The organism is Arthrobacter sp. 05L421, assembly GCF_056397785.1.
Genome location: NZ_JBFTOC010000004.1, coordinates 300,551 through 324,609, shown reverse-complemented (window position 1 = coordinate 324,609; position 24,059 = coordinate 300,551). Strand labels below are relative to the sequence as shown.

At 67.8% G+C, this 24,059-nt stretch carries 15 protein-coding genes, 1 tRNA gene and 1 pseudogene; 13 read left to right on the top strand and 4 right to left on the bottom strand.

The window, feature by feature from the left end; all coding sequences use genetic code 11:
• A partial coding sequence (locus AC1DKQ_RS08075) for an aldehyde dehydrogenase family protein (RefSeq protein WP_476918645.1) occupies nucleotides 1-798 on the top strand: 798 nt, incomplete at its 5' end.
• A gap of 22 nt (nucleotides 799-820) precedes the next feature.
• On the opposite strand, the gene AC1DKQ_RS08070 is transcribed toward AC1DKQ_RS08075, so the two are convergent.
• From AC1DKQ_RS08070 to AC1DKQ_RS08060, 3 genes are read right to left on the bottom strand one after another with little or no spacing between them, the layout of a single operon-like run.
• Entirely contained in the window at nucleotides 821-3,361 is a 2,541-nt protein-coding gene (locus tag AC1DKQ_RS08070) for a transglutaminase TgpA family protein (RefSeq protein WP_476918644.1), read from the bottom strand.
• A complete protein-coding gene (locus tag AC1DKQ_RS08065) occupies nucleotides 3,358-4,827 on the bottom strand; it encodes a DUF58 domain-containing protein (protein WP_476918643.1) in 1,470 nt (489 codons plus the stop codon). The genes AC1DKQ_RS08070 and AC1DKQ_RS08065 overlap by 4 nt, the downstream gene beginning before the upstream one ends.
• Before the next feature lie 14 nt (nucleotides 4,828-4,841).
• Complete coding sequence (locus tag AC1DKQ_RS08060) at nucleotides 4,842-5,990, bottom strand: AAA family ATPase (RefSeq protein ID WP_476918642.1); 1,149 nt, start codon at nucleotides 5,988-5,990, stop codon at nucleotides 4,842-4,844.
• Nucleotides 5,991-6,167: 177 nt separating this feature from the next.
• On the opposite strand from AC1DKQ_RS08060, the gene AC1DKQ_RS08055 reads away from it, so the two are divergent.
• The 5 genes from AC1DKQ_RS08055 to AC1DKQ_RS08035 all read left to right on the top strand — a co-directional run bounded on the left by AC1DKQ_RS08055 (nucleotide 6,168) and on the right by AC1DKQ_RS08035 (nucleotide 12,539).
• Nucleotides 6,168-7,055, top strand: a complete 888-nt coding sequence (locus AC1DKQ_RS08055) for a TatD family hydrolase (RefSeq protein WP_476918641.1) — start codon at nucleotides 6,168-6,170, stop codon at nucleotides 7,053-7,055.
• 304 nt (nucleotides 7,056-7,359) lie between these two features.
• Nucleotides 7,360-8,505 (top strand): ubiquitin-like domain-containing protein, encoded by a 1,146-nt coding sequence (locus tag AC1DKQ_RS08050; RefSeq protein ID WP_476883706.1) that lies wholly within the window; start codon nucleotides 7,360-7,362, stop codon nucleotides 8,503-8,505.
• Nucleotides 8,506-8,747: 242 nt separating this feature from the next.
• Nucleotides 8,748-9,587, top strand: a complete 840-nt coding sequence (rsmA, locus tag AC1DKQ_RS08045; RefSeq protein ID WP_476918653.1) for a 16S rRNA (adenine(1518)-N(6)/adenine(1519)-N(6))-dimethyltransferase RsmA — start codon at nucleotides 8,748-8,750, stop codon at nucleotides 9,585-9,587.
• An 81-nt stretch (nucleotides 9,588-9,668) separates the two neighbouring features.
• The gene (locus tag AC1DKQ_RS08040) at nucleotides 9,669-10,625 is read left to right on the top strand and encodes a 4-(cytidine 5'-diphospho)-2-C-methyl-D-erythritol kinase (protein WP_476883705.1); all 957 of its coding nucleotides are present in this window, start codon (nucleotides 9,669-9,671) and stop codon (nucleotides 10,623-10,625) included.
• An 84-nt stretch (nucleotides 10,626-10,709) separates the two neighbouring features.
• Nucleotides 10,710-12,539 carry an ABC-F family ATP-binding cassette domain-containing protein gene (locus AC1DKQ_RS08035; RefSeq protein WP_476883704.1) on the top strand — a complete coding sequence of 610 codons (1,830 nt, stop codon included), beginning with the start codon at nucleotides 10,710-10,712 and terminating at the stop codon, nucleotides 12,537-12,539.
• A 694-nt stretch (nucleotides 12,540-13,233) separates the two neighbouring features.
• On the opposite strand, the pseudogene AC1DKQ_RS08030 reads toward AC1DKQ_RS08035, so the two are convergent.
• Nucleotides 13,234-13,793 (bottom strand): annotated as a pseudogene (locus AC1DKQ_RS08030) (TetR/AcrR family transcriptional regulator).
• A 264-nt stretch (nucleotides 13,794-14,057) separates the two neighbouring features.
• On the opposite strand from AC1DKQ_RS08030, the gene AC1DKQ_RS08025 reads away from it, so the two are divergent.
• From AC1DKQ_RS08025 to AC1DKQ_RS07995, 7 genes are all read left to right on the top strand, one after another.
• Nucleotides 14,058-14,129, top strand: a tRNA-Gln gene (locus tag AC1DKQ_RS08025).
• Nucleotides 14,130-14,171: 42 nt separating this feature from the next.
• Entirely contained in the window at nucleotides 14,172-15,698 is a 1,527-nt protein-coding gene (glmU, locus tag AC1DKQ_RS08020) for a bifunctional UDP-N-acetylglucosamine diphosphorylase/glucosamine-1-phosphate N-acetyltransferase GlmU (RefSeq protein WP_476918640.1), read from the top strand.
• Nucleotides 15,699-15,703: 5 nt separating this feature from the next.
• The gene (locus tag AC1DKQ_RS08015; RefSeq protein WP_026537748.1) at nucleotides 15,704-16,684 is read left to right on the top strand and encodes a ribose-phosphate diphosphokinase; all 981 of its coding nucleotides are present in this window, start codon (nucleotides 15,704-15,706) and stop codon (nucleotides 16,682-16,684) included.
• Between the two features lie 266 nt (nucleotides 16,685-16,950).
• Nucleotides 16,951-17,547, top strand: coding sequence for a 50S ribosomal protein L25/general stress protein Ctc (locus tag AC1DKQ_RS08010; protein WP_476883702.1), 597 nt, complete (start codon nucleotides 16,951-16,953; stop codon nucleotides 17,545-17,547).
• 174 nt (nucleotides 17,548-17,721) lie between these two features.
• Entirely contained in the window at nucleotides 17,722-18,309 is a 588-nt protein-coding gene (gene pth / locus AC1DKQ_RS08005; RefSeq protein ID WP_476918639.1) for an aminoacyl-tRNA hydrolase, read from the top strand.
• Nucleotides 18,310-18,531: 222 nt separating this feature from the next.
• Nucleotides 18,532-21,276, top strand: a complete 2,745-nt coding sequence (locus tag AC1DKQ_RS08000; RefSeq protein WP_476918638.1) for a helix-turn-helix transcriptional regulator — start codon at nucleotides 18,532-18,534, stop codon at nucleotides 21,274-21,276.
• Complete coding sequence (locus AC1DKQ_RS07995) at nucleotides 21,254-23,968, top strand: helix-turn-helix transcriptional regulator (RefSeq protein WP_476918637.1); 2,715 nt, start codon at nucleotides 21,254-21,256, stop codon at nucleotides 23,966-23,968. Before AC1DKQ_RS08000 ends, AC1DKQ_RS07995 begins: the two co-directional genes overlap by 23 nt.
• Nucleotides 23,969-24,059: the final 91 nt, after the last annotated feature.

Sequence of the window (24,059 nt, the reverse complement as noted above, 5' to 3'; positions counted from 1 at the left end):
AAGGACTCCCGGCTGCGGAAGCTGTCCTTCACCGGTTCCACCGAGGTCGGCCGCCGGCTGCTCTCGGATGCCTCCGAGACCGTGCTGCGGACCTCGATGGAACTCGGCGGGAACGCCCCGTTCGTGGTGTTCGAGGACGCCGACGTCGATACCGCCGTCGCCGGGGCGATGCTGGCGAAGCTGCGGAACATGGGCGAGGCCTGCACCGCGGCGAACCGGTTCATCGTGCACGAATCCGTCGCCCAGGAGTTCGCGGAGAAGTTCGCCGCGAAGATGGCGGGCATGACCACCGCACGGGGCACCGAGGCCGAGTCCAAGATCGGCCCGCTGATTGATGCCAAGAGCCGGGACAAGGTCCACGAGCTCGTCACCGACGCTGTCGCGGCCGGCGCGGTCGCGGTGACCGGCGGTTCCGCCGTGGAGGGCCCGGGTTACTTCTACCAGCCCACCATCCTCACCGGCGTCACCGAGGGCACCCGGATCCTGTCCGAGGAAATCTTCGGTCCCGTCGCCCCGATCATCACTTTCGGCACCGAGGACGAGGCCGTCCGGCTCGCGAACAACACCGAATACGGGCTGGTGGCCTACGTCTTCACGCGGGACCTGAACCGGGGGATCCGGATGGGTGAACGGCTCGAGACCGGCATGCTGGGCCTGAACGCCGGCGTGGTCTCCAACGCTGCCGCCCCGTTCGGCGGCGTCAAGCAGTCCGGCCTGGGCCGCGAAGGCGGGCTCGAGGGCATTGAGGAATACCTCTACACCCAGTACATCGGCATCGCCGACCCCTACGCCGGCTAACCGCAGAACCTAGCCACACGACCTAGCCCCGGCGCACCCGGCGGACGGAGTTGCGGATCTTCCCCCAGGATTCCGCGAGTCCCCGCCGGGTGCGTTGTGCTGTCCGGGAGAGGATCCGGCGCGGCGCCGGGAGGGCCCTCCGCCAGCCGGACATGACCGACGGTGGCAGCCAGTCCGCGCGCAGCCGGACCAGCGGCCTCGCGTTGGCCCGCAGCGAAGCCTGCACCAGGGCGATCCTGGCGGCGGCAGAGTTGGCAAGATCCTCGGAGTCTGCGGACTCTGCGGTCTGCGCCGGTCCGGCGGCGCCCCCCGGGCGGCCGTACTGCTGACGTTCAAAGTCCTCGGTCAGGGCGGCCGCTGCCCGCTGCCCCGGGGCATCCGTGCCGCCGGGTTCGCCCAACGCCGCCGAGGCGCGCAACCGCTGCGAGAAATGCCGCGGCGTCTCGCTCGCTCCTGGGGCCACGCCGTAGTCCGTGGCCAGGTCCCGCAGTTCCGCCCAGGCCGGCAGAGCCGGTCCGGCTGTGGCGCCGGGATAGCCGCGCGCCGCGCTCCTCAGCCTGCGGCGCCGCACCCCGCCGCGCACCAGCCGAGGGGAAGCCACCAGCAGCGCCAGCAGCAGCACCGCACCAATGCCGTACAGTGTCTGTGCCGCCTGCGGGTCCACGGGCGCCGGCGTCCCGGTTCCGGGCAGCGGAACCGTGCCGGGGGCCGGGACCGGTGCTTGCGGGGAACGGTTCCCGGGGGTCAGGGCGTCGTTGCGTTCGTTGGTGCTGGCGCCGCTGGGCAGGGAGGCATCCGTGGCGTAGGCCGGAACGAGGCCGCGGGACGGCGTCGGCTCAAATGCGACCCAGCCGACGCCCTGGAAGTAGAGTTCCGGCCAGGCATGGGCGTCGCGGGCATCGACTTCGAACTCCGGAAGCGGACCCTGTCCCGAGACAGCCACCGTGGCCCCGGTGGGGCGGCCGGGCGCGTAGCCCACGGCGATCCTGCTGGGAATGCCCTCCAACCTGGCCATCACGGCCATGGCAGAGGCGAAATGAATGCAATAGCCGCTCTTCTGGCTCAGGAAGTCCGCCAGCACGGACAGCCCGTTGCCGTCGTAGCCGCCCTGCACGGGGGACTGCAGGGAGTAGCTGAACTCGGTGGAGCGCAGGTACCGCTGGATCGCCATGGCTTTCGCATACGGCGAGGCGGCTCCGGCCGTCACGGTCTTGGCCGTGCTGCTCACAACCTCCGGAACGTTCGACGGCTGCCGCAGGAACTGCTCCGGGACCCCGCGCACCGGCTCGGAGGCCCCCGCCAGCAGCGCTGCCGTGACCTGCGGAGTAACGGACATGACCACGTACTGCTGGTCGCGGGAGTTGGTGTCGACCCCCTTGATGCTGAGCGTGGCAGGATCCCAGCTCCAGCGCCCGGTGAGGCCGTTGACGGCTTCGGGTGCATACGGCGCGGGCAGGTACGGGCTCGTGTACTGGCCGGTGTTGACGGCCGTGATCACGCGGAGCTCTGTCGGGGCCCTATCAAGCCCGGACTCGATCCTGCCGGTCCCGGGTTGCCGGGTGGACTCCCGGTCATCAGGTGCCCAGGAATCGCCGTCGAAGCTGTCCACCGTCACCGAACGCAGGTATGGCGTCGTCGGCGAGTTCGTGGCGAAGGTGATCCGGCCCTCGCCCGAGGGGCTGCGCAGGCTGTTGCCCAGGCTGATCATCGGGTTCAGGCCGGTGGCGCCGCCGAAAGGGTTCAGCCGTGAGCCCTGCGGGAACGTGCCCTGCTCGAATCCCGGGATGACAGGCTGCAACAGCAGCGTGACGGTCAGCGCCGCGGCGGCTGTGATGGCTCCGCGCCGGAGCTGCCCGGGGTTCCGGGCGGTGTCGGCCAGGGTGCGGGCATCAGGGGTGAACCAATGGCTGCACCCGAGAATCAGCAGATACCCGACGGCGGCGCCCACGAACCCCAGCACTCCCACGCTTTGCGGCTTGACCATCGCCGGCACCACGAGGATTGCCAGGATCCCCAGCCCGCTTGTGGCCGGCAGTGCCAGCGGGAACGCCAGGGCATCGATGAGGATCACCAGCAGTCCGAGGACCGCGCAGATCAGCATCACGATTCCGGCGTTGGGGGCCACCGGGGTGCTCTCGGCAAGGACGGTTTCGCTGGCCCGCCGGAGGAACTTTCCCAGGTAGTTCATGGTCTCCGGGGACGGGAGGAACCCGGCAATGCTGTGCTGCCGGAAGAAAATGAAGGTCAGGGCCACGACGAGCGCCACCAGGCCGCCGGCAGCGACCAGCCATGTCCTGGCCCGCAACGACCGGAGCATTGCCATGGAGAACGCGACGGAGAGAACGGTGCTGAAGACCGGGGAGTACCAGGCCCATCCGCGCAGGACGCCGTTGAAGCCGAGGGCCGCGCCTGCCACTGCCACCGCGACGGCGGTCCCCATCACCCAGGGCTGGGCGCCGGGTCCATCCGGCCGGGGCGCCGCGCCGGGGGACCAGACTGTCGGTTCTTCCTTGCCAGCCGTGCCGGTTCCAGATCCGGAGCTGCGGTGCGGTGCGAGTGTCATGGCCGGCCCCCCACGCCGCGGCGGACGTCGGCCGCGGCGGACATCGCAGGGTCGGCCTGGTCAAAAGCTGCCCATGCGTCCGGCAGCGGGCTCCGCGCAGTTACCGCCACGGCCCGCCATCCGCCCAGCCGCAACGCCTCCAGTACCTCGGGCATTGGACCGGAATCCTGTGCCTGGTCCACGACCAGCAGCGCGAAGGCGTTCGCGCCGAACCCGGCCGCGGGAGACAGCGCCCGGGCCTCCGCCGGGGACAGGCTGCCCAGGATCGCCAGGACCGGTCCCCGCAGCCGGTGGGCGGAAAGCTTGTCCATCAGGGCGTCGTCGAAGACCTGCGGGGCTCCCGCCGCAGCTTCCCGCGGGCGGGGCTGCGGGGCGCGATCCCGGTGCTGTTGGGCATGGTGGTGCGGGTGGTGCGGGCCGGAAAGTTCGATGGCGGCCAGGCTTTCCGCGATGGACTGCAGTCCTGATGTTCCGGTGTATGCCTCGGCGTCCGGGTCGGGAGCGGACGGTGAATTCCGGAAGGCGGGCGCACCGGCGGTGTCCAGGAACCGCAGCGAGTAGTTGCGTTCCGCGAGGTGCGCGCCGATCGACATGGCCGCCGTGACAGCCCACTCGAAGGCGTCGCAGGTCAGCAAATCATGGCCGTCCCCGTCCCCGCTGCTCGAGTGGCCGCCCGGGGACAGGGCGCTGTGGCCAAACACGCCGTGGGGATAAGCCGAGAGGCGCTGATCCAGGATGATGGTCGCCTCGGGGGTGGTGACGGACTCCTCCTGCCGCACCATGAGGGACCCGTGGCGGGCGGTCGCGGCCCAGTGCACTCGGCGCAGCGGATCCCCATGGCGGTATTCGCGGGTCATAACGTCGTCGTCGCTGGGATTGGCCCGCGCCCGCGTGGGTGTGACGCCGTCGTGTCCGCGGGCGCCTGCGAGGCCCGTCTCGGGGAGCTCCACGGCGGCGGGCGTCACGGTGAGGAGGTCGCCGTCGTCAATCGCGTGGCGGTGGAAGGACAACCCGAAGGGGTCGCTGAACTCCGCCGTCACGGGCCCAATGAGGAACTGGCCCCGCCGGGGCGAGCGAAGGTGGTATTCATAGCGGCTGGTGCCGGCGGCAGCCCCACGTGCCGGGAATCTGAAGACGGGGGATTCGCCGAACCGGGCCGGCAAGTGTTCCTCCATAATCGCGTGGCCGGTCCCTGGCCCGGTCCGCGCGACGGCCAGCCGCACAGTGGTGCGCGCGGACGTTTCGACCGGCGACGGGCTGAATTCGCGGTAGACCTGGAACCTCGGCTTCAGGACGCGGGTTCCGGCCAGGGCCAGCACGGGCAGGACCAGCAGCAGTACGGCCAGGGCGAGCAGATCCCGGCGCCCCATGATCTGCGCGGCCAGCAGGGACAGCGCGCCCGCGCCCAGCAGGCCCCAGCCGCGGGTGCTGAATAAGTGCCCGGGCAACCGATCCCTCAACGCCACGGCGGACCCATTCCCTAGCGGGGGTTCGGCAGTTTGGGTGCCGGCGCCGCCGCCATGGCCGAGGCCTTCTTCCGGCCAGCGGGGCCGGTTCCGTTGGGTGAAGCCGTCACTTCCGGCGTGACGGGGATCTTGGCGATGATGGCCCGGATGACGGATTGCGGCGTCTCGCCCGCGCTGGCCGCCTTGCGGTCGAGGATGATCCGGTGGGCGAGGACCGCTTCGGCTACGCTGACGACGTCGTCCGGCAGCACGAAGTCGCGGCCCTCCAGCGCGGCTGTAGCTTTCGCCGCGCGCAAGAGCTGCAGCATGGACCGCGGGCTGGCGCCGAGCCGGAGAAGCCCGCTTTCACGCGTGGCCCGGCCCAGGGCCACCGTGTACTCCTTGATGGACCGTGACACGTAGACCTGCTGCACCGTGGCAATCATGGCGGCCACTTCCGCCGCGGTGACCACTGCCGTCACGCGGGCCAGCGGAGAGGACGCCTGGTGGGTCTCGAGCATCTCCATCTCGGACTCGCGGTCCGGGTAGCCCATGGAAATCCGGGCCATGAAACGGTCCCGCTGCGCTTCCGGCAGCGGGTAAGTGCCCTCCATCTCGATGGGGTTCTGAGTCGCTACCACCATGAACGGCTCATCCAGCCGATAGGACGTGCCGTCCACCGTGACCTGGTGCTCCTCCATGCACTCCAGCAGGGCTGACTGGGTCTTGGCCGAGGCACGGTTGATTTCGTCCCCGATGACGATATTGGCGAAGACCGCGCCGTGCCGGAACTCGAAGGTCCGGGTCGCCTGGTTGTAGATGGACACGCCCGTGACGTCGGACGGGAGCAGGTCCGGCGTGAACTGGATGCGGCTGACGGAGCAGTCGATGGTGCGGGCCAGGGTCTTGGCCAGCAGCGTCTTGCCCACCCCGGGGACGTCTTCCAGGAGCAGGTGGCCCTGGGCGAGAAGCACGGTGAGTGCCAGCTTGGCAGCGTCGGCCTTGCCGTCGATGACCGTATTAATGGCCGTCAGGATCCGGTTGCTGGCTGAGTGGAAGGCGTCCGCGTCCATGGCCGGCGCCGGGGACCGGTGTCCGGCTCCGTTTGGTTCCAGGCCAGCGCGGCCCGGGAGTCTCTGTCCTTCGGGGAGGATGTCGTCTAGGGAAGTGCGGTGGTAATCCATCGGCAGCCTTTCAGCCCTGGTGGGTCCCGGAACTGACCGCCAGCGGCCACCGGACCCCTCAGCGGCGTTCGCCTGTTTCCTAACGGGGAAATAACAGCGTACTAACAGCCTACTAACACAACTGCCGGGCCTGACAGAGAATTCCGGGGAAATCTCGGCGCCGGTTAGGGTGGATGAATGCTCAATCCCCTCACACCCGTCCCGTTCCGGCCGCCCGGAGACGACGGTACAGGACGCAGCGGGTATCCGCCCGCACCGGAGCCGCTTCCCGTGCCGGTCATGGACAACCACACGCATCTGGACTTTCCCGACGCGGAGCTCTTGGTGGGCGTCAAGGATGCCCTCGACGCCGCCGCAGCGGTAGGTGTCCAGGGTGCGGTGCAAGTGGGCTGCGACCTCGAATCCTCCCGGTTTACGGTCAAAGCCGTTGACCTTGATTCGCGGCTCCTTGGCGCCGTTGCCCTTCACCCCAACGATGCGCCCGGCTACGCCCGGCGCGGCGGCTTGGAGGACGCCCTGGCCGAGATCGAGGCACTGGCAGCCCATCCGAGGGTCCGGGCAATCGGTGAGACCGGCCTCGACTTCTTCCGGACCGAGGGGGAGGGCCTGGCCCACCAGCGTTATTCATTCCGCCGCCATATCGACATCGCCAAACGGCTCGGGCTGACGCTGCAAATCCACGACCGCGACGCCCATGACGACGTCGTCCAGGTATTGCGCGAAGAGGGGGCCCCGGAGCGCGTCGTCTTCCACTGCTTCTCCGGCGACGAGGCCCTCGCCCGGACCTGCAACGCGGAGGGCTGGTACATGTCCTTTGCTGGAACTGTGACATTCAAGAACGCGGCGGACCTGCGCTCAGCGCTGGCCATCGCGGAGCCGAGCCGGATCCTGGTCGAGACTGATGCGCCCTTCCTCACCCCGCACCCGCATCGCGGCCGACCGAACGCGAGCTACATGGTCCCCTATACGGTCCGGGCCATGGCCGATGTGACTGGTTCGGAGCTTTCCGAGCTGTGCGCCCAGATCGCCGCAAATACCGTGCGGGCGTACGGATCCTGGGACTGAATCGATCCTCTTCAGCCGTCCGGGATAGATACCGGGTATGCACCAATTCTTGGCGCCTTTATAACGCTTCGATTACAGTGGTCAACTATTAGCCGGGGTCGGGGAAGGCCTACGGTCAATTTCACTCCAGCAGGGCGTGCATTGTGGCAAACGAACCACATGTGCGCTCTCGTTTTGGGTGAGGCAGTGCACGCATGTTCCGTGACGCTCCGGACGATGTCCGGAGCCGCCGTTGGCGCGCTCACGAAGGGTGGTCACGTGTACTTATCCCCGTGCCCGGAAGGTCCAAGAGATTCGGGCAATTGTGGTCAAGTTCTTCACATCGGATGGAAAGTTCAGCTTCGTCAAAGTTGGCACGCAACTCGTAGTGCTGGTGGCACTGGTGCTGGGCCTCGTGGCCTTTGTCGGCAATAACAAGACGATCACACTCAACGTGGATGGCAAAGTCAGCTCCGTCCAGTCCTTCGGCGGAACCGTCGGGGAGGTCGTCAAGGGTGCCAAGGTTGAACTGCAGCCATCCGACAGGGTGTCGCCCTCGCTGGACGCCCATGTGCAGGACGGGGCAGTCATCAATGTCAACCTCGCCAAGGCCGTCAAGGTCAGCCTGGACGGCGCCGAACGGACCATTTCCACCACCGCGCCCACCGTTGAAGGGCTCGTGACCGAACTCGGCGTGGCCAGCGCCTCGCAGCTCTCCGTGCCCAAGGACGCCCAGCTCGCCGTCTCCGGTTCCTTCGTTTCCATCTCGACGCCGAAATCCGTGAGCGTCGTTGCCGACGGCAAGGCAACCAAGACCACCACCACGGCGGCCACCGTGGCCAAGGTCCTTGAGGACGCCAAGCTGTCCCTCGGAACCAGCGACCGCGTGTCCCAGCCCGGGAACGCTCCCGTGGTCAATGACATGGTGATCAAGGTTTCCCGCGTCGATGTCAGCAAGACGGCCAAAACCACCGAGCCCGTCGCCTTCGAAACACTCACCACCGAGAGCGCGGACATGTTCAAGGGTGAGAAGAAGGTCACCCAGGCCGGCGTTGCCGGCACCACCAGCAAGAGCTTCAAGCTGGTCCTCGTGGACGGCCGCGAAGCCTCCCGGACCCTGGTGTCCGAGACCGTCAGCACCCAGCCCGTCACTGAAAAGGTGACCGTCGGCACCAAGGAAAAGCCCGAGCCCGCCGCCAACACCGGTGCAGCCGCCCCCGCCATGATGAACCAGGGCATGTGGGACAAGATCGCCCAGTGCGAGTCCGGCGGCAACTGGTCCATCAACTCCGGCAACGGCTACTACGGCGGCCTGCAGTTCGACGTTGGGACCTGGCTCGGCTCCGGCGGCGGCGCCTACGCCCCGAACGCCGCAGCGGCCAGCAAGGCCCAGCAGATCGCCGTCGCCAACCGCATCTACGCCCAGCGCGGCCTGCAGCCCTGGGGCTGCGGCTGGGCCGCCTCGAGCTAGCACGCGCAAGTCCAGTTGGCCAGCCCAGCAGGCCAGGCCAGTTCTCAGCCCGGCGGCTGACAGCCGGCCACTGACCGCCCGACTCCGCGGCTACTGACCACAGCCAGGGGACCGCACAGGCCGGGTCCGGATTCCCTCCGGACCCGGCCTGCGGCGTACCCGCGCCGGGATAGGATACCTAGGTGACTGAACCGAGCCCCTCCGCCCCCGAAAGCCTCCCCGGAGCGGCGCCCGCACCGCTCATGGGTGCCTCCGATATCCGCCGGCTGGCCGAGGAAATCGGCGTGCGGCCAACGAAGACCCTCGGCCAGAACTTCGTCATCGACGGCAACACCATCCGGCGGATCGTGAACACCGCTGACATCCAAGCCGATGAGACAGTCCTGGAAGTCGGTCCCGGGCTCGGGTCGCTGACCCTAGGCCTACTGGATGCCGCCCGGAGCGTGGTCGCCGTCGAAATCGATCCGGTCCTCGCCGGGCGCCTGCCGGCCACGGTGGGGCAGTGGCGGCCGCACGCCGTCGGGAATTTCCACCTCGTCCTGGCCGACGCCATGCGGGTCACCGAGCTTCCCGTCGAGCCGACAGCGCTTGTGGCGAACCTTCCCTACAACGTCGCCGTCCCGGTGGTGCTCCACCTGCTGCAGCACTTCCCGAGCCTGCAGCACGGCCTGGTCATGGTCCAGGATGAAGTCGCCGACCGCCTCGCGGCAGGGCCCGGTTCCAAGACCTATGGCGTGCCTTCGGTCAAGGCCGCCTGGTACAGCAGCATGCGCAAGGCCGGCGTGATCGGCATGAACGTCTTCTGGCCCGCGCCCAAAATCCATTCCGGACTCGTCGCGTTCACACGCCGGGAGCCCCCCGTCACGACTGCCACCAGGGAGCAGGTCTTCGCAGTGATTGACGCCGCCTTCGCGCAGCGCCGCAAGACGCTCCGGGCCGCGTTGGCCGGCTGGGCCGGCAGCGCCGCCGAGGCCGAACGATGCCTGCGGGCCGCCGGCATCGACCCCACCGCCCGCGGTGAAGTGATCGACATTGCGGCGTTCGCCAGAATCGCCGAAGCGCACGAGCAGCCGGTCGCCTGAGGTCGTCGTGAGCTCCTTATGGCTTCCCCCGGGCGCAGTTCCGTGCTTGGAGCCCGGGCCGCAATGCCATAGCGTGGAGCCATGAACGCAGTGAGAGAGCGCTTTGCCGCGAGGACTGTTCGAGTCAAGGCTCCAGGCAAGGTCAACGTCTCACTGGACGTCGGACCGTTGCGGCCGGACGGCTACCACTCGGTTGCCAGCGTCTATCTGGCCGTCTCACTCTACGAAGAAGTTGCCGCCACCAGCACCGATACCGGTGAGATCACCGTCAGCATCAGTAACGCGAGCACCTTTGACGGCCTGGACATTCCGCTCGATCACCGCAACCTGGCCTACAAGGCGGCGGCCATCATGGCAGACGTCTCCGAACACTCCACCGGTGTCCATCTGGAAATCACGAAACGGGTGCCTGTGGCCGGCGGCATGGGCGGCGGTTCCGCCGACGCCGCCGCCACCTTGCTGGCCTGCGACGCATTGTGGAACAGCGGCCTGTCCCGCGACGAACTGGCCCACCTGGCCGCGGAACTCGGAGCCGACGTCCCCTTCGCGCTGCTCGGCGGCACGGCCGTGGGGCTCGGCTTGGGCGACGACCTCTCGCCCGCCCTCGTCAAGGCCCAGACCGACTGGGTACTCGTGACGGCGGACTTCGGCCTGCCCACCCCGGAGGTCTACCGGGCCCTGGACCGGCTGCGCGTGACCGAAGGCGTAGTGATCGAGGCACCCACCGCCGTGGACCCGATGATCCTCCAGGCCCTCCGCGGCGGCGACGCCGACGCCCTGAGCCGTGTCCTGGTCAATGACCTGCAGCGCGCCTCGATCGAACTCGCCCCTGGCCTCCGGGACACCCTTGGCCTCGGTGAATCCCTGGGGGCGATCGCCGGAATCGTCTCCGGCTCCGGGCCCACGGTTGCGTTCCTTGCACACAACCCTGCGGCGGCCGAGGGGCTGGCCAAAGATCTCCGGCACCACAGTTTCGACGCCATGGCGGTGCACGGCCCGGTGCACGGTGCCCGCATCATCTCCGATACGCTCCTTTAGGAGCTTTTTGGCGCACCGCATCATGGCTTAACAGCATCGCTTCACCGATCCACCCAATCGATACACCTAAGAAAGCAGTTCCCAGTGGCACACCTGCTCGGCGGCGAGAACCTCACGGTCTCGTATGCAACCCGTACCGTCCTCGATGGCATCACCCTCGGCCTTGAAGAGGGCGACCGGATCGGGATGGTGGGCCGCAACGGCGACGGCAAGTCGACCCTCATGCGGCTGCTGGCCATGCGCTCCACCCCGGACTCCGGCCGGGTGACCAAGCGCAGCGAGGTTAACATCGGTTACCTGGACCAGAGCGACGTCCTCGACGGCGACCTCACCGTCGGTGCCGCGATCGTGGGGGAGCAGGCCGACTATGAATGGGCCCGCAATCCCCAGATCCGCGAAGTCATGGGCGGCCTCGTGTCCGACGTCGACTGGCACGCCAACGTCCACGCGCTCTCCGGCGGGCAGAAGCGGCGTGTGGCGCTGGCCAAGCTGCTGATCGAGGACCACGACGTCATCATGCTCGACGAGCCCACCAACCACCTCGACGTCGAAGGCGTCGCGTGGCTGTCCCGGCACCTGAAGACCCGCTGGCGGGCCAACCAGGGCGCCTTCCTCGTGGTCACCCACGACCGCTGGTTCCTGGACGAAGTCTGCACCAAGACGTGGGAAATCCACGACGGCATCATGGACCCGTTCGACGGCGGTTACGCCGCCTATGTGCTGGCCCGCGCCGAACGTGACCGCTCCGCTTCCGTGGTGGAAAGCAAACGCCAGCAGCTCGTGAAGAAGGAGCTCGCCTGGCTCCGCCGCGGTGCCCCGGCCCGTACCGCCAAACCGAAGTTCAGGATCGAGGCGGCCAACGCCCTGATCGCCGACGTCCCCGAGCCGCGCGACTCGACGGCGCTGAGCAAGATGGCCACGGCCCGGCTCGGCAAGGATGTCCTGGACCTCGAGAACGTCTCACTGGACTTCCTCGGCGGCGACGCCGGGCAGAAGCTCTTCGACAACATCACGCTGCGGCTTGCGCCGGGGGAGCGGCTGGGCCTCGTGGGCGTCAACGGCGCCGGCAAGACCACCCTGCTGAAGCTCCTCAACGGCGAGATCCAGCCGAGCTCCGGGAAGGTCAAGCGCGGCAAGACGGTGGTCACCGCGGTCCTCACCCAGGAGGTCAAGGAACTCGACGACGTCTCGGACCTGCGGGTGATCGAGGTGATCGAGCGGGAAAAGCGCTCCTTCAACGTCGGCGGCAAGGAATTCACCGCCGGCCAGCTCGTGGAGCAGCTTGGCTTCACCAACGAGAAGCAGTGGACCCCGGTCAGGGACCTTTCCGGTGGCGAACGCCGCCGGCTGCAGCTCCTGCGCCTGCTCGTGGGGGAGCCGAACGTGCTGATGCTTGACGAGCCCACCAACGACCTCGACACCGATACGCTCGCCGCCGTCGAGGACGTGCTTGACGGCTGGCCCGGCACCCTCGTTGTGGTCAGCCACGACCGGTACCTGCTGGAGCGCGTCACGGACCACCAGATGGCGCTCCTGGGCGACGGGAAGATCCGCGCCCTGCCGCGCGGCGTCGACCAGTACCTCGAACTGCGCGAAGGCGCGCTCGCGGGCTCCACGATCACCGGCGGCGGGAACCCCGTCACATCCTCTGCTGCCGGCTCCGCCCCGGCCGTCGCAGGCCCGTCCGAGGCCGAAAAGCGCGACGCCCGCAAGGCCAAGAACCGGATCGACCGCCAGCTGGGCAAGCTCAAGCAGCAGGAAGACAAGATCCACGCTCAGATGACCGCCGGGGCCGGGGATGCCAGCAAGTTCGACCAGCTCGCCGAGCTCAACGCCAAACTCGGGGAGCTCGCCGGCGAACGCGAAGCCCTCGAACTCGAATGGCTCGAGGCCCTGGAAGTGCTGGGGGAGTAGCCTCCGGGCGGGCGCGGGACATGCCCAGTGTGTTCAGGCACGGCTGGACATGTCCCCTGCAGGCTGAAACCCCGCCGGACAAGTCCCGCTGCGCAGGCCAACACTGGGCATGTCCCTTGCAGCGCTGAAAACGCGCAGGACATGTCCCTCAACGCAGGCCAGCACTGGACATGTCCCTTGCAGGGCTGAAAACCCGCCGGACATGTCCCACGGCGTGGGCCAGGGATGGGCATATTCGCCTTATGTCCATTCCTCGGAACCGGTACTGGGCATGTCCCGCCGAGCGCTCAAGGGGCTCGGCACCCCATTCCGGAAGTCCCTCGGAGGGCTGGATAGGCCGCCGGACATGTCCCTCAACGCAGGCCAACACTGGGCATGTCCCTTGCAGGGCTGAAAACCCGCAGGGCATGTCCCACTGCGCGGGCCGAGACTGGGCATGTCCCTTGCAGGGCTGAAAACCCGCAGGGCATGTCCCACTGCGCGGGCCGAGACTGGGCATGTCCCTTGCAGGGCTGAAAACCCGCAGGACATGTCCCACTGCGCGGGCCGACACTGGACATGTCCCTTGCAGGGCTGAAAACCCCCAGGACATGTCCCTTGGCGCGGGCCAGGGATGGGCATATTAGCCTTATGGCCATTCCTCGGAACCAATACTGGACATGTCCCACGGCAGAAAGCGCGCCCGCACCGGGACTCAGTCCTGGCTGCGGGGCCCGGGATCCTGCTGCAGCCCGGTCAGGCCGTTCCATGCCAGGTTCACCAGGTGCGCGGCGACTTCGCGTTTGTCCGGCGTACGGCTGTCCTGCCACCACCGGCCGGTGGTCGCAACCATTCCCACGAGCATCCGGGCGTACATGGCGCCGTCGGCGGGGCTGAAGCCGCGGCGGGCGAGCTCGTCCTCGAGGATGTGCTCCACCCGGGCCGCCACCTGCGAGAGCAGGGTGGAAAAAGCCCCTCCGGGTGGGACGTCGGCGCGTCGCGCATGAGGACGCGGAAGCCGTAAGTCCGGTCCTCGATGTAGGTCAGCAGCGCCACTGCGGCCCGTTCTACCAGGACGCGTGGCTTGGCGTCCTCGGCCAGGGCATCGTTGATGGCGGCCAGCAGGATGTGGAACTCACATTCCACCACCTGCGCATACAAGCCTTCCTTCGAGCCGAAGGGCCCTTAGACCACCGGTTTTGAGACGCCCGCGGAGGCGGCGATTTCCTCGATGGTGGTGCCGTCCAGGCCGCGGCGTGCGAAAAGCCATCCCAATCAACTGCGTGCGGCGGCTGCAGGCCCGTCATGCGGGGGCCGGACAGCGTGGCCAGGGGCACGCGCGGGCCTGCGCTACCGCCGTCCGCCCCGCCGGATGCGCCTGCACTCTTGCTCACGGCACCATCATGCCCTACCGTCCGGCCGCACGGCCCGCTACCGTCCGGCCGCAGCGGCCCGCCGCCCTTTTCGCGGCCCTGAGTCGCACGAGCATCAACCTTCGTGGCAGAATTGGTTCTCGTGCCACAGGTCATGCCGGCACGATCCGCTCTGGTGTAATGGCAGCACCCCGGCCTTTGGAGCCGTGGAGTATAGGTTCGAGTCCTATGAGCGGAACTGGCGAGACACACTGCGCAACCAAGCAAGGAGAGCCAATACGTGAGCCCCGAGAACACTGGCCCAGCCGCCGTGATTGTCCTAGCTGCAGGGGCCGGTACCCGGATGAAATCCCGTACCCCAAAAATTCTCCATGAGATCGGCGGCCGCTCCCTGGTCGGCCACGCGCTTCAGGCGGCCCGCAGTATCCACCCCCGTGAACTGGCCCTCGTGGTCCGGCACGAACGCGACCTCGTCGCCGCCCATGTCACGGCCCTTGACCCGAAGGCCCTGATCGTGGACCAGGACGAAGTGCCGGGCACTGGCCGCGCGGTCGAAGCCGCACTGGAAGCCCTCGATGCGCCAGGCGCCGGGGGTCCGCTGAGCGGAACAGTCGTTGTCACTTATGGCGACGTCCCCCTGCTCACCGGCGAACTCCTGGCCGAGCTCGTCGCGACTCACGAGGCCGAGGGCAACGCCGTCACTGTTCTCACCGCCGTGCTGGACGACGCCACCGGCTACGGCCGCATCCTCCGCGCAGGGGACGGGACCGTCATGGGGATCCGCGAACACAAGGACGCCACCAGCACCGAACGCGAAATCCGTGAGGTCAACTCCGGCATCTACGCCTTCGACGCCGCCGTGCTGCGCGACGCGCTGGTCCACGTCACCACGGACAACGTCCAGGGCGAAAAATACCTCACCGATGTCCTGGCCCTGGCCCGCGCCGCGGGCGGGCGCGTCGCCGCCGTCGTCACCGAAGACCGCTGGCAGGTGGAGGGCGCCAACGACCGTGTCCAGCTCTCGGCGCTCGGAGCCGAACACAACCGGCGCACCGTCGAAGCCTGGATGCGCGCCGGCGTGACGGTCGTGGATCCCGCCACCACGTGGATCGACGCCACCGTGAGCCTTGAGGAGGACGTCCGCCTCCTGCCCAACACGCAGCTGCACGGTGCCACCACGGTGGCGCGCGACGCCGTCGTCGGCCCGGACACCACACTGACCGACGTCACAGTGGGTGCGGGCGCGAAGGTGATCCGGACCCACGGCTCCGGCTCCACGATCGGTCCGCGCGCCAGTGTGGGCCCCTTCACGTACCTGCGCCCCGGCACCGTCCTGGGCGAGACCGGCAAGATCGGGGCGTTCTACGAAACCAAGAACGTCACCATCGGCCGCGGGTCCAAGCTGTCCCACCTCGGCTATGCCGGAGACGCGGAAATCGGCGAGGACACCAACATCGGCTGCGGCAACATCACCGCCAACTACGACGGCGAGAAGAAGCACCGCACGGTGATTGGCTCTGGTGTGCGCACCGGTTCCAACACCGTGTTCGTCGCTCCCGTCCGCGTGGGCGACGGCGCCTACAGCGGTGCCGGCGCGATCATCCGCCAGGACGTCCCGGCGGGCGCCCTCGCCGTCACCTTGGCCAAGCAGCGGAACTCCGACGGCTGGGTTACGGCCAACCGCCCCGGTTCCGTCTCCGCCGCCCTCGCCGAGTCTGCCGGCGCCGAGTCCGCCCTCGCTGAGTCCGACGCCGCGGGCGGCGCCCCAACATCCTCCACTACTCCGGCACCGACAGAAGAGGGCTAGCAATAATGAGCGAAATTACGGCACACGGCGAGAAGAAGCTGGTGCTGGCCGCAGGGCGCGCGCACCCTGAGCTGGCCAAGGAGATCGCGAAGGAGCTGGGCACTGAACTGCTGCCCCTGGACGCCTACGACTTCGCCAACGGCGAGATCTACGTGCGTGCCGGCGAGAGCGTCCGAGGCACCGACGCCTTCGTGATCCAGGCCCACCCGGCCCCGTTGAACAACTGGCTCATGGAACAGTTGATCATGATCGATTCGCTCAAGCGGGCCTCCGCCAAGCGCATCACGGTCGTGTCCCCGTTCTACCCCTACGCCCGCCAGGACAAGAAGGGCCGCGGCCGCGAGCCGATCTCGGCACGCCTCGTCGCCGATCTGTACAAGACCGCCGGCGCCGACCGCATCATGAGCGTCGACCTGCACACTTCCCAGATCCAGGGCTTCTTCGACGGACCCGTGGACCACCTCATGGCCATTCCGCTCCTGGCCGACTACATCCGCACCCGGGTCGGCTCGGACAAGGTCACGGTCGTCTCGCCGGACACCGGCCGCGTCCGCGTCGCCGAGCAGTGGGCCGAGCGCCTCGGCGGCGCGCCGCTGGCCTTCGTGCACAAGAGCCGGGACCTCACCGTACCCAACCAGGCGGTCTCCAAGACGGTCGTTGGCCAGATCGAAGGCCGCACCTGCGTCCTGATCGACGACATGATCGATACCGGCGGAACCATCTCCGGCGCCGTCCAGGTGCTCAAGAATGCCGGCGCCAAGGATGTCATCATCGCCGCGACCCACGCCGTGTTCTCCGATCCGGCGGCCCGCCGGCTGTCCGAGTCAGGCGCCCGCGAGGTAGTGGTCACCAACACCCTGCCGATCACCCCGGACAAGCGCTTCCCGCAGCTGACCGTGCTGTCCATCGCGCCGCTGATCGCCCGCGCCATCCGTGAAGTGTTCGACGACGGCTCCGTCACCAGCCTGTTCGACGGCCAGGCCTGAGCCGGCCTGCGGAGGGCCCGGTTTCAGAAACCGGGTCCTCCGCTGGTAGCCTTGTACCGAAACCTTGGCGAGGGAGAGCGCCGGCAGGCCGTTTGCATTAGTTGTATGCGCGGTCAACCGGATTGCTGGTCTCCGTTATCGACTGGGTCTGAATCTCCTTCTGAAGGGCAGCTGCACGGCAGCCCGGCGTTGAAGGTCGTAAACAGACCTCCGCCCTTGCTGAACACCGTTAGTCCCACAGCTTGAAATCCCACGAGGAGATATCCATGTCTGAGCAGAAGCTCGCAGCAGAAGTCCGCACCGAATTCGGCAAGGGCTTCGCCCGCCGCGCCCGCATGGCCAACCTGATCCCGGCCGTCATCTACGGCCACGGCGCCGAGCCGATCCACATCACCCTGCCGGCGAAGGCCACCACCCTGGCCGTCCGCAAGGCCAACGCCCTGCTGACCCTGGACATCGACGGCGAGCAGCACCTGGCCCTCGTCAAGGACATCCAGCGCGACCCGATCAAGCAGATCATCGAGCACCTCGACCTGCTGACCGTCCGCACCGGCGAGAAGGTCACCGTTGACGTCCCCGTGCACCTGAACGGTGAACTGGCTCCGGGCAACGTGTACAACCAGGAAATGACCACCGTCTCCCTTGAGGCCGAGGCAACCCACCTGCCCACCGCCATCGAGGTCAGCATTGAGGGCCGCACGGCCGGCGAGCACATCCACGCTTCCGACCTCGTCCTTCCGAAGGGCTCCGTCCTGCTGGCCGACGCCGAGGCTCTGGTCGTTCACATCTCCGAGGCCACCGAGGTCTCCGAGGAAGAGGCTTCGGCCGACACCACCGAAGGTTCCTCGGCCGCAGCCGAGTAATTCCGGTGAATTTAGCGGCGGCCGGGTCCCTCAGGGGCCCGGCCGCCGTCGTCTCTGATGTTCGTCGTCTCTGATTGTCGTCGTATCCCGCGCCGCAGGCGGCACCGGAGCCGGCTCCGCCTGAGCGTCCCACCTGGCGCCCCACCCTGCCGCGTCCCACCGAAGGACTGATCCATGACCGACACCTGGCTGATCGTAGGCCTTGGCAACCCCGGATCCGAGTACAGCCACAACCGGCACAACGTCGGCCAGATGGTCCTTGACGAACTCGCCTCGCGCGTCGGCGGCGGCTTCAAATCGCACAAGTCCCGTGCCCATGTTCTGGAAGGGCGGCTGGGCATCGGCGGACCCCGGATCGTGCTGGCAAAGCCGCTGTCCTATATGAACGTCTCCGGTGGCCCGGTCTCGGCCCTCGCCCAGTTCTACGGCATCGATCCCGCCCATGTGATTGCCGTCCACGACGAGATCGACATCCCCTTCGACACCGTGCGGCTCAAGATCGGCGGCGGCGAAGGCGGCCACAACGGTCTCAGGGACATCTCCAAGGCCCTGGCCACCAAGGACTACCTGCGGGTGCGCGTGGGCGTCGGGCGTCCGCCCGGTCGGATGGAGACAGCGGACTTCGTCCTGCGCGATTTTTCCTCCCCGGAGAAAAAGGAACTGCCCTTCCTCATCGACTCGGCGGCCGACGCCGTCGAGGTCCTGGTCAGGGACGGCCTGCTCGCCGCCCAGCAAAAGTTCCACCCGGCCAAGGCCACGTAAATACGGCCCGAAACTCAACGTGGCCAAGCGCCCTGCCGCGAAGCCGTCCGGCCCCGCGGCAGGTGCCGCACGGAATAGTTGCCTGCGCATTGCGTGTTTTCTTTCCAAGCTTTCCGCATTCCAGCTATGATCTGTCTACTCTCATGTCGGGGGATAGGGATACGCTACTTCTAAGTGGGCAGTCTGGGGTTGCTGTCTGCAAAGCGGTACGAAGGAAACTACATGTCGAGGGATTCGCTGGGCTGGGGGAATGTTTCCACTACATTGGCACCCGCCGAAGAAGAACATGCTGCCGGTCCGGTCGCGAGACACGGCTGGTCCGGTTTGGCGCGGCACGCTGATGCCGAGCGTGTCCGCAAGGAACTGCTGGAGCAAGACCGGATGGGCGTTGTCATCACGGGCGACCGGGGTGTCGGAAAGACGCTGGTCGGCCGGACTGCCCTCGGGGGATTCGGCCCCGAGGTGTACACCATCCAGCTCCGCAGCTCGGGGCCTGGATCGGCAACCCCGTACGGTTGCCTCGCCTTTACCCTTGCGCGGCTCCCGCAGAGCTCCCTAGGCTCGCCGACCGCCATCCTGCACGGTATTACCTCGCTGATCCGCGACGACGCCGCCGGCCGCCAGTGCGTGATCCTGCTCGACAACGCCGGGTCCCTCGACGAACTCAGTACCGGGGTCCTGCTAAACCTGCTGCAGACCCGGACCGCCCGGCTGATCGCAACGGCCCAGCGCACCACAGACCTTCCGCCGGATTTCTACTGGCTCATCACCTCGGGCCAGCTTGCCGAGGTCCGGCTCGCCAACCTGACCGAACTCGAAACGCTGGAGGTCCTGCAGTCAGCCCTGGGCCATCGGGTCTCGACGGCCCTGGCAAGCCAGCTGCACCAGCTGGTCGGCGGCAGCCCCACGCTCCTGCAGGCCGTCGTCTCCGAACAAATCGAACGCGGAAACCTCGTCTTGTCCGGATCCGTGTGGACACTAGTCGACGAAGTCGTGCTCGATGGCCGGACGGCGCTGGAGGATATTGTCCGGGCCAGGTATGCCAGGGAATCGCCAGAGGCCCGGGAGGTCATCGACGTCCTCTCATGTGCCCGGACGCTGCCACTGTCCCGGCTCGCCAGGATGTACAGCCCCGGAGTTATCGCAGACATGGAAGAGGCCGGCCAGATCGTGGTCGACCGCATGGACCGGCACCTCGTCACCCTGGGCGACCGCTACCTCGGCGACATTGTCCGCAACTGGCTGAGCGTGGAGCGACGCCTGGAGCTTCGGGACAAGGTCCCAGGGCACCAGGAACATGAACTGGACGAGCTGACAGTCGAGGATTTGCTGGCCTACGCGGCGTGGACCCACGACTGCAACGCCCAGCTCGCACCCGCACACGCTGTCGCGGCTGCCAGCGCCGCCGTCAAGCTCTTCGACCCGAAGTTTGCCCTCAAATGCGCGGGCAGCCTGTCTCCCTCGGACCGTGAGTGGGCCGAGGGACAGCTCCAGAAATCGGCCGCCTACCTCCAGCTCGGGCTGCCACTGCAGGCCATGTCCGCGCTGGACGATGTCTCCGAACGGCAGGTCACCGACCTCGCGGCCGCGAACTTCGCCGAATTCATTGCGGCGAAAGCCGACTGCATGGCGTGGCTGGAGGACCGGTCCGGCCAAGTCCCCGAACTGCTCCGGCAGGCCAGGGTCCGGCTCCAGGACCTGAGCCTGGGCGAGCCGCCCGCCACCCCGGCGGCACTTTCCCGGGCCGCGCTGTGCCTGGATCTGTGCGAGTTCAACTACTTCTCCTTCATCGGGGATTTCGAGCCCGTCATGGAGCGGCTCACCACCGCGGCCACCACCGACGTCCCGGGCGCCGATCCCGTGCACCGGCTCAGATCGGCCATCATCCTGATGGAGGCCTGGTCCCTGACCGGCCACGAACTCGATGCCCGCAAACTCATGCGGGAGATCGGCGGACAGCTGGGCGAGTGGTCCAACGTGCCGCGCATCCGCGAAAACTTTGCCTGGCGCTCCTTCAACGTCCTGCTCATCTCCGGCCTGTGGCGCCAAGCCATCGACATGCTCAAGGACGCGAGCGGCCGGGCAGGGCACGGGCTGCATTCTGGTAGCGCCGCAACCGACCTCGCCGTCGGGCTCGCCTACGTTTATGCCGGCCGGGGATACATGGCACTGGACCCGCTGCTGGCCGCGATCGCCCAACTAGAGGTTCGGGCGAGCCTGCAGTCCCTGCGCCAGGCCTACGCCGCCACCGCTTTTGCCTACGCGCAGACCGGCAACTCGGTCCAGGCCACCATCTACCTGGACCGGGCCCGTTCGGCTGACGGCCCGGCCCGCTTCACCGTCGCCACTTCCGCGGAGTTCTGCCTGGACATGGCCTCGCGGTGGCTCGGTGACCCCGAAGCCAAGGACCGGCTGGTGCGCTCGGCGGAGGCACATTTCCGGAAGGGCCGCCACACGCTTGCCGGCATCTGCATGCTCGGAGCCACGGTCAACGGAACCGTCAAGGATTTTCTTTTCATGGAGGAAATCGCCGGGCTGCGGCAGGGGCCGCTTGCCGAGCTGTCCAGAACCGTCGCCGTCGGCAGCCGGAAGAAAGACGCGGCGATCATGCTCGAAGCGGCCGGGCAGGCCGCGGCCCTCGAACTTGACGCTGTCCAGGCCAGGTGCGCGGCACTCGCGTTCGACTACGCGAAGGGCGCCGGACTGACCGCCAGTGCCAACGCTGCGTACAGCATGCTCGAGAGCCTCTCGGAATCCGTTCCGGCGCTGCCCGTCATGCCCCGCAACAAGGGCCCGCTGCTGACGGAACGGGAACGGCAAATCGCCACCCTTGCCGGGAACGGGGTCTCCAACAAGGACATCGCCCTGGAAGTGGGCATTTCCGTCAGAACTGTGGAGGGCCACCTGTACCAGGTGTTCACGAAGCTCGGCGTTTCTTCGCGAAGTGATCTGCTTGGACTCATTTAGGGGCCCGGCGGGAGGCCCCGGCACGGCGCCGACCCGCGCCTTGACCGGGAGGTCGGAAGATTTGTTGTCGGCAGTCGAGGCCCTTCAAGGCGGCAGCCATGTGGCCGTATTCGTCCTCGGCGACAGCGGAATGGGCAAATCCAGGCTCATCGAAGCCGTCGTGGCGGAGCTGGGCGCGGAGGTGACGCCGGTGCCCATCCACGGCAGCGCGTCGCTGACCAAGGTGCCGTACGGTGTCCTTGGCCCCTTCATCGTCGGACTGCCGGTCCAGGAAGCAACATCGCAGCTGGCCGTGTTGAGGACGCTGTGGGCGCACCTGGAGGAGCAGAAGCGCGCTACCCAGAAGCCGCTGCTGCTCGTCGTCGACGATGCCCACGACCTCGACGAGGCGACGGCCGGGATCCTGGCGGAACTGGCTGCGGCCGGCTGGGCGAAACTCCTTGTGGGCGCGGCCGCCCGGCCAGGACTGCCGGAACCACTCCTGCAGCTGTGGTTTGAAGGCATCGCCGAACGGCACGACCTCCGCCCGCTCACCCTCCCGCAGACCACAGAGATGCTGGAGGGCGAGCTCGGCTCGCAAGTGCTGCCGAACGTCGCCGAGATCCTCTGGGAGGCCTCCGGCGGCAACCCGATGCTCCTCAACGGGCTCCTCGACGACGCCAGGAACGACGGGACGCTGCTCCGGCGCAACGGTGTCTGGTTGTTTACCCGCCACCTCAACAGCCACGGCGAACGGCTCACCGACGTCGTGCGCCGCCAGCTGCTGCTGCGCTCGCCGGAAGAACGGCAGGCCCTTAATCTGGTGGCGCTGGCTGAACCCGTGGCCAGGGACCTGATCGAGTCTGTGACCGGCGAAGAGGCCGTGGGATCGCTGATCGACAGCGAACTGATCCGCGTGACGGACCGCGCAACCGGAGAGCTGCGGCTGTGGCACACCGTGTACGGCGACACCTTGCGGAACCTGATCTCGCCGGCGAGGAGCCTGCAACTTCGGCAGAGCCTGCTGCGGAAGATGGACAGCGAGCCGACGTCGGCCGAAGGACTGCTGCGCCACGTGAGCTGGTCGATCGAATGCGGTGCGGAGGTCGAGGACCGGCAGCTCCTTCGGGCCGCCGTGCTGGCCAGCCGGCTCTACGAGGATGAGCTTGCCCGGAGGGCTGCCGTCCTGGTCAAGGATCCGGAACTGCAGATGGCGGCCCGTGCCGTAATAGCACGGACGCGCTACAACGCCTCCGACTATGTGGCGGCGCGGGACATCCTCGACGCCGATTTCGGCAAGGGCAGCAGCATCCCCGGCCTCTTGGCGGGATCGCTCCTGTGGGCCGCCGTGATGACGGCATTGGGCCACACGCCGGCGGAGATCATGACACGGGCACAGGTGCTCCAACGTGCCGCCGAACGCCTCGCCGCGGCCCGGCCCGATGACGCTGAAGCCATTATGCGCGCCACAAAGGAGCGCCTGGCCACCATGGAAGCCATGGTCCTGGCACTGTCAGGCGAGTACGCCGCGGCCCCTGCCACGGCGGAAGCGGGTGGTGCTACCCTGCCTGCGGCCAATGCCCTCGAGAAAGTGTTCCGGCTCTGCCTCGACGCGGAGCGGCTCCTCGCCGGCGGCAAGGGACTGGGCGCCCTCGCCGTGATGTCCAGGGCCATCGAAGCCGCCGGAGCCGATCACGATGAGCTCTACTTCCTCACCGACTTCCTGGTGGTCCGTTCCGCCGCCGCCGCCATCCACTCCGGGGACTGGCACGGGGCAGAAACGCTCCTGACCAGCTTTGTCGCCGGATCCGGGCCCAGCCTGATTTCCTTCGGCGGGGGAGTCCACGCGGCTCACGGCATCATCCTGCTCTACCAGGGCAAGGCTGCCCAGGCCCTGAACACCCTGAGCGCCGCGCTCGAAGCCCTGAGGTTGACCGACCCCCAGCAACTGTTCGCCCTTACGGCTGCCATGGCCTTCGCGGCGGCCGCCGAAGTCGGTGCCCAGGCGAAGGCGGAGCTCCTCCTCGCCGACTACGAGGCGGCCCCCGCGGCCTTGCCGCGGTACATGCACTCGCTGGCCGAGATGGCCGTGGTCTACGGAAAGGCCCGGCTCGGGAATTACCCCGGCGCCATCGCGGAACTGAAGCGGCTCGGACACCCGGACCCGGACATGGACACCCCCGGCCTCGAACTCGACGCACTGGCCTTTTGCCTGGAACTGGGGGATACGGACTCGGCGCCGAGACTGCTCGAACTCCGGGACGGGCTTGAGGGCCCAAGGCCCGCCGCGATCTGCGCTTACGCGGCAGCCATCAGCACGGACAGCCCCGCAGACCACCTTGAGGCCGCGAAAACCTGTGAAGCTGCGGAACTGTGGACCTTTGCCGCCCTTGCCTACGACGCCGCGGCGCACGCCTATCGGGCCGCGGGCGACACATTGAGAGAGCGCATGGCGAACTCCCAGCGGAAGCGGTGCCTGGACCGGGCCGACGACCTCCCCGGTGAGGACGCGGCCAGGAGCGATGACTCGCTCGGCATACTGACCCGCCGCGAACGCGACATTGTGGCTCTGGCGGTGCGCGGCCTCACCGACCGGCAGATTGCCGCCGAACTCCAGGTGTCCGTCCGCACGGTTGAAGGCCATCTCTACCGCAGCTACGCCAAGCTCAACGTCAAGGGCCGCGAAGAGCTTCCCGGCATCGGCGGACGGTAGCAGACGGACGCCAGCGTACAAGCTGCCGGCTGGGCCTGCGGCAGGGCGAATTTCCGGTTTCCGGGACCCTACCGTCAGGGACACGCGCGAC